Consider the following 6,051-nt stretch of genomic DNA (forward strand, 5'->3'; position numbering starts at 1 on the left):
GCGCCATTGCGATTTGTCGCAATGGAACCGTGACCCTTTAGGGTCCGGGAACCTCCCCATTTTTATGGGGAGAGGTTTCAGCCGGGTCTGACAGCAATCAGCGTGTCGCCGACAAGTTAGTAAACCTTCAGTTGAAAAATGGGAAGGAACAATGGGTGTATGTCCACATTGAAGTTCAGGGCGACTACAAAAAGATTTTTCCAAAGCGGATGTTCCAGTCGTTTTACCGGATTATGGACCTATACGATCAAAGGATTTATGCACTTGCCCTGTTCACCGGCGAAGACGCCAAGTACAACGCCAATCTATTCCACTATGAATTCCTGGGTACTGAGCTGACCTACAACTATAACACCTACCGCATTGCCTCACAATCCGAAACCACACTCTTAGAATCTGAAAATCCCTTTGCATTGGCCGTTTTGGCCGGGCTGTACGTGATAAAAAGCAAAAAGAATGTTGATATTAAGTACCAATATAAAGGGAAATTGATGAGGTTGCTTTTACAGGATAAAATGATAAATAAAGAAATGAAACGGGAATTTATACAGAAGCTGTTCGTATTCATTGACCATATTCTTAGGCTGCCGGAGGAAACGGAATTGAAACTGGTCAACGAAATGAAACCAATCATTCAAAAGGAGGCCGTACAGATGGGACTTTCTATGAAAGATACGTTTTTAGCGAAGTACTACATGAAGGAAGGGGAGAAGAAGGGAATCGAATTAGGTATCAAAGAAGGAATCAAAGAAGGCAAGGTTGAAATCGCTGTCAGGCTTCTGGGGAGAGGGGAATCAGCGGATGATGTAGCGGAAATTACGGGTCTTACACTTGAGGAGATAGAGCGGATTAAGGATAGAAATTGAAATCACCTCAAAAAGCATGTTGCCTAAGTGAGGTTTTCCAAAAGACTTGTTAACCAACCTTTATGCCCAGGCCGTGAGTCGGGTCAATCGAAATATAGACAAGGTTCACCGGCAGCGAATGAAGCAACAAAAGATGTTGTAAAGAACAGCCGTGTAAAAGGTCGTTCAAAAAATCATAATGCAAAGCAAAAGGATGATTCCCCAAGGTATGTTTTACCTTCGGACCAGCCTTTTGCTTTGTTTCATTGACATCTCCGACCGCCCCGCAATAGTGATATATCATATCCTATCAGGCTTTTTTAATAAAATGAATGACCAATCATTCAGTTTTTTCGTTTGCTTTTCCCTGCAATAATTCTTTTCTCGCTTGGTTATATGACTCCCTCAGCTCAGCCACAATTTCCTTTACCGGCTGTATTTTTTGAATGGTGTTCACTCCCTGACCCGCCGACCATATATCTTTCCAGGCTTTTGACCCGGTTCTGTTCATTTTTGAAAAATCAGCTTGTTCCTTGCTGTCAAGTTTGTCGGGATCAAGTCCTGCTTTCCTGATGCTCGGCTTTAAATAGTTGGCCTTCACACCGCTGAAGGCATCTGTATAGATCAAGTCATCGAGCGTAGAGTCAATCACCATCTCTTTATAATCTACGGAAGCGAAACTTTCCTCTGCGGTAATAAACCTGGTCCCCATGTAGGCAAAATCAGCTCCCATTGCCTGCGCTGCCAAGATATCCCTTCCGCTTGAAATTGCCCCCGACAAAATCGTAATTCCATTCCAAAATTCTTTCACAGCACCCAAAAAGGCAAAGGGGTTGATGGTTCCGGCATGGCCGCCCGCTCCGCTGCAGACAAGAACAAGTCCGTCCACCCCTTTTTCAGCCGCTTTTTTTGCATGAAAAATGGAAATCACATCAGAGAATACAAGACCTCCGTATTCATGTACGATACGAACGACAGGACTCGGGTCTCCCAGTGAAGTAATGACAATCGGCGGCTGATGTTTCTTGATGAGTGCCAAGTCTTCCTCATAACGCTTGTTTGTATGATGTACGATGAAATTCACCGCCCATGGAGCTGCTTTTATCCCCTGCAACTCCTGCTTAATTTCTTCCATCCACTGATCAAGCACGTCCGCCGTACGGGCATTCAACAATGGAAAAGAGCCGATGATTCCTGATTTGCAGCCATTAATGACCATTTGCGGGCTGGATACTAAAAACATCGGGGCCATAATGACGGGCAATGCACTATTTTCTTTAAGAGCTCGCATCTGCATCAATATTCCTCTCTCTCCTTTCAAGACTATATAATCATTTCGCCGGCACTTATGTAAAAACCTTCAAAAAATTACATGTGAAAAAATTCAGTTTTTGTTACTATTGATTTATGAACTCAATTTGGAAGGAGCCCTGCAAATGCCAATTGATTTGAGAAGTGATACAGTGACAACGCCGACTGAAAAAATGAGAGACGCCATCCGCGATGCTGCCGTTGGAGACGATGTTTATGGTGAAGATCCAACAATCAATCATCTGGAACAGCTTGCTGCTGAAATCGTTGGAAAAGAGGCTGCCCTGTTTGTAACGAGCGGAACCCAGGGAAATCAAGTGGCTGTTTTAACCCATGCACAACGTGGTGATGAAGTGATTTTAGAAGAATATTCCCATATTTTCGGCTATGAGACGGCAGGGCTTTCCACCATCGCCGGCGTTCAGGCAAGAACGATCAAAGGGGTGAATGGCCAGATGCCGATTCCGGATATTGTTGCGGCTATCCGGGAAGATGATATTCACTGTCCCAAGACCGCTTTAATCTGTCTGGAAAATACCCATGGGGATTCGGGAGGACGCATTCTGCCGTTAAATTATATGGAAAAAGTTTACGAGATTTCAAGACAGCATCAAATTCCTGTCCATCTGGATGGAGCCCGATTATTTAACGCAGCGGTTGGTTTAGGTGTTGATCCCAAGGAAATTACAAAATTTGTAGATACTGTTCAGTTTTGCTTATCCAAAGGCTTAAGTGCCCCCATGGGGTCGATTTTGGCAGGTTCAAAGAATTTTATTGAAAAAGCCAGAAAGTGGCGGAAAATGTTGGGCGGCGGCATGCGCCAGGCTGGAATTGCGGGAGCGGCCGGCATCGTTGCATTGGAAGAAATGGTTGGCCGATTGGAAGAAGACCATGTTCATGCAAAAAAACTCGCACAAAGGTTAGCCCTTATAGAAGGTATCGATATCGACGCAGAAGGCGTCGAAACGAATATGATCATGTTTTCCATTGAAGGGCTCGGAATGGATTCAAGGGAATTTATTGAAAAGCTGAACGAACATCAGATTCTGGCTAACTCTGCAGGTCCATACAGAATCAGGTTTGTTACACACAGGGGGATAACTAAAGAGGATATAGGCACGGCTGTTGAAGTGGTAAATAGAATTGCCGCAGAGGCTAAAACTAGATTGTAAAACATTTACAGCCCCTCACAAAGCGTTCAACCATTAAGCAGCAGTTGGATGAACCGGAGTTTGAATCCATTCGACAGGTTTTGGCCGGTGAATTAAAAGCCATTGATATGGTCATCAACGAATTCATTCAGATGTTTTGAAATCCAGGAAAGCAAAATGATGGACAGCGCTATGAACAACGGGAAAGGACTGGAGCCCAATGAAACAAATTAACCAATACATTGATGCGGTTTTTCACGATTCAGATCCAATTTTAGAAGAGGTCATTTCGTCCATAAAGGAAAACGGAATGCCTTCGATATCGGTATCTCCCTCTTCAGGTAAGCTTCTGACTATGCTTGTTTCGATAGCAGGAGCTAAAAATATCCTGGAAATCGGAGCTCTTGGGGGCTATAGCGGAATTTGCCTGGCCAGGGGATTCGGCGAGGGAGGCATGCTGACTTCTTTGGAATTGGAAGAAAAATATGCCGAGTTGGCCCGCAGCAACCTGGCTAAAGCCGGATTTGGCGACCACCAGGTTTCATACATGACGGGCCCTGCTTTGGAAAGCCTAGAAACATTGGCCGCGGACCAAAAGCGGTTTGACTTCTTCTTTATCGATGCTGATAAAGCAAATTATGAAAGTTATTTGGAATACTGCATCAAACTGGCCGAACCGGGTGCGTTGATTGTTGCCGATAATGTGCTTGCCGGAGGAAGTGTGGCAGACCCCGAAGCAAAGCCAAAACGCTATACTGAATTTATGAAAAACTTTAATGAAACGGCAGCCAATCATCCCCGATTGGAATCGCTCCTCCTCCCGATCGGAGATGGGATGACCATATCAAGGGTCAAAGCATAAATGTTTTACAAAGAAAAATAATTCATCCATTATAGAAGTAAAACAGCAGGAACCGGATGATGACAATGAATGAAGATAATCAAACAAAAGAATACATCCAGCAGGGCACGCGGGCATTTAAGAAAGCGAATCTTGCTTTATTCGCCGCAGCTTTCATCACGTTTGCCAATTTATATATGACACAGCCCATCATGCCCGTTTTTACAAAGGAGTTTGATGTCACACCGACGATGGCAAGCCTGTCCTTGTCGTTGACCACGCTCTCCCTTGCATTCGGGCTGCTAATTTTTGGCTCTCTTTCCGAATCCTGGGGACGAAAAAACATCATGTCTGTCTGCATTATCATTACATCTGTTTTAACGGTGGTCATTGCTTTTACGCCAACATTTGAGCTCCACCTAATATTGAGGGTAATACAAGGTATTGCTTTTGCAGGAATCCCTTCGATCGCCATGGCTTATTTGGGTGAGGAGATAGAGGGAAACAGTGTTGGTGCAGCGATGGGGCTGTATATCGGAGGAAATACGGTTGGAGGACTTTCCGGAAGGGTCATCATGGGAACGATGACAGATTTATTTTCATGGCAGACAGGAATGGTCTTTTTGGGAGTGATCAGCCTGATTGCCGGCATCTATTTTATATGGGCTCTCCCGCCATCAAAACATTTCCACCCGCAGCCTTTAAAATTGAAAAGCCTATTCGGAACCCTTGTTTCCCATTTGAAAAGTCCGGTTTTGGTATCGCTGTTCCTGATCGCTTTTTTCTTAATGGGCGGTTTTGTGACTATCTATAATTATCTGGGATTTAAGCTGGCGGAGCCTCCATATCTTTTGAGCATGACGATCATTGGATGGATGTTTATTGTTTATCTGGTTGGAACCTTCAGCTCTGCCTGGTTTGGGATGCTGGGTGATAAATTCGGGCGCCCGTTATTTATTATCCTGGGTGCGCTGCTCATGCTATTGGGTGTTGTATTGACACTTCCGGTGTCTTTATTTTATAAAATCATCGGCATTATCGTGCTGACGTTCGGTTTTTTCGGCGCTCATTCCGTGGCAAGCGGATTGGTCAGCCGCCATGCCACGCACGATATTGCCCAGGCATCCTCACTCTATTTATTTGCCTATTATATGGGATCGAGCTTCGGAGGATCGGCGGGAGGCATATTTTGGTCCCGCTACGGCTGGGTCGGGGTAGTGAGCTTCACCATCGGCCTGCTGGTTGTTTCGGTTTTCCTGGCGCTGAAAGTGAAAAAATTATCCGGAAGGAATACTGCAGATGTATGATCCGACCCATTTTGAAAATTTAAAAGTCGCATTTGAAAACCGGATATACGACTTGGATAATATCGATGGCTTGATTACGATTGTCAACAGGGCAGACCTTACTGATTATGCAGTTCTTTCCAGGGAGCTGAAAATGAAATTCACGTTAACCGGCCAGCCGGATGTAACGGTGGAAGTCGTGTTGGCTGCTTCCCTGGAAGATTTGGCAGGGGAGATTCTTGAAATCCCGGATGCGACCCCTGGCTGCTCCATTTTGCTGCGATTTTACAAGCGTGTTCACGATATAACTGTACAATGCGGACAAATTAGGGAGGCCCTTTACGCAGTCTGGGAAAATGATATTGAGCTGACACAAACACTGAGCTTCGAATATGGAGAAGAAGCTTCTGGTTACCTGAATTGCATAGAGGTGAAATTCAAGACAAAAATCAGCGAGGATAACATGAAAGAGGTCGTTCCTTTCCTGGACCATGTTTTGAAAACGATGGAGCTTTTGAATGAAATTTAAAGATTGAATGGAAAAAACACTTTTGAAGTATGAGTAAAATGTTTGTGGGCGAACAAAATGGGAACACGCCATTTCGATCCGTTTTACG

6 protein-coding genes and 1 pseudogene are annotated in these 6,051 nt (G+C 44.6%); 6 read left to right on the forward strand and 1 reads right to left on the reverse strand.

All coding sequences use genetic code 11. From position 1 onward, the window contains the following. The first annotated feature begins 155 nt into the window (after positions 1 to 155). Complete coding sequence (locus FS666_RS18645; protein WP_144463705.1) at positions 156 to 866, forward strand: RpnC/YadD family protein; 711 nt, start codon at positions 156 to 158, stop codon at positions 864 to 866. Between the two features lie 319 nt (positions 867 to 1,185). Here the strand turns inward: FS666_RS18645 and FS666_RS18655 are convergent, their stop codons facing one another. Further along, positions 1,186 to 2,142 (reverse strand): NAD(P)H-dependent flavin oxidoreductase, encoded by a 957-nt coding sequence (locus FS666_RS18655; protein WP_144463707.1) that lies wholly within the window; start codon positions 2,140 to 2,142, stop codon positions 1,186 to 1,188. 139 nt (positions 2,143 to 2,281) lie between these two features. Here FS666_RS18655 and ltaE point away from each other — a divergent pair, with 139 nt between their 5' ends. The 5 genes and pseudogenes from ltaE to FS666_RS18680 all read left to right on the forward strand — a co-directional run bounded on the left by ltaE (position 2,282) and on the right by FS666_RS18680 (position 5,963). After that, the gene (gene ltaE / locus FS666_RS18660; RefSeq protein WP_144463708.1) at positions 2,282 to 3,328 is read left to right on the forward strand and encodes a low-specificity L-threonine aldolase; all 1,047 of its coding nucleotides are present in this window, start codon (positions 2,282 to 2,284) and stop codon (positions 3,326 to 3,328) included. 20 nt (positions 3,329 to 3,348) lie between these two features. After that, positions 3,349 to 3,541: pseudogene (locus tag FS666_RS20395) on the forward strand (hypothetical protein); the annotation flags it as partial. After that, on the forward strand, positions 3,528 to 4,169 hold the full coding sequence (locus tag FS666_RS18670) for an O-methyltransferase (protein WP_144463709.1): 642 nt from the start codon (positions 3,528 to 3,530) through the stop codon (positions 4,167 to 4,169). The pseudogene FS666_RS20395 and the gene FS666_RS18670, both read left to right, overlap by 14 nt. 56 nt (positions 4,170 to 4,225) lie before the next feature. After that, positions 4,226 to 5,455, forward strand: coding sequence for an MFS transporter (locus tag FS666_RS18675; protein ID WP_144463710.1), 1,230 nt, complete (start codon positions 4,226 to 4,228; stop codon positions 5,453 to 5,455). Next, entirely contained in the window at positions 5,448 to 5,963 is a 516-nt protein-coding gene (locus FS666_RS18680) for a hypothetical protein (RefSeq protein WP_144463711.1), read from the forward strand. The genes FS666_RS18675 and FS666_RS18680 overlap by 8 nt, the downstream gene beginning before the upstream one ends. Positions 5,964 to 6,051: the final 88 nt, after the last annotated feature.

The organism is Siminovitchia fortis, from assembly GCF_007681465.1.
Lineage (GTDB): Bacteria > Bacillota > Bacilli > Bacillales > Bacillaceae_C > Siminovitchia > Siminovitchia fortis.

Excerpts from the sequence above, each read along its gene's own strand:
- FS666_RS18655 (WP_144463707.1), bottom strand. The coding sequence starts at position 2,142 with ATGCAGATGCGAGCTCTTAAAGAAAATAGTGCATTGCCCGTCATTATG.
- ltaE (WP_144463708.1), top strand. The coding sequence starts at position 2,282 with ATGCCAATTGATTTGAGAAGTGATACAGTGACAACGCCGACTGAAAAA.
- FS666_RS18670 (WP_144463709.1), top strand. The coding sequence starts at position 3,528 with ATGAAACAAATTAACCAATACATTGATGCGGTTTTTCACGATTCAGAT.
- FS666_RS18675 (WP_144463710.1), top strand. The coding sequence starts at position 4,226 with ATGATGACAATGAATGAAGATAATCAAACAAAAGAATACATCCAGCAG.
- FS666_RS18680 (WP_144463711.1), top strand. The coding sequence starts at position 5,448 with ATGTATGATCCGACCCATTTTGAAAATTTAAAAGTCGCATTTGAAAAC.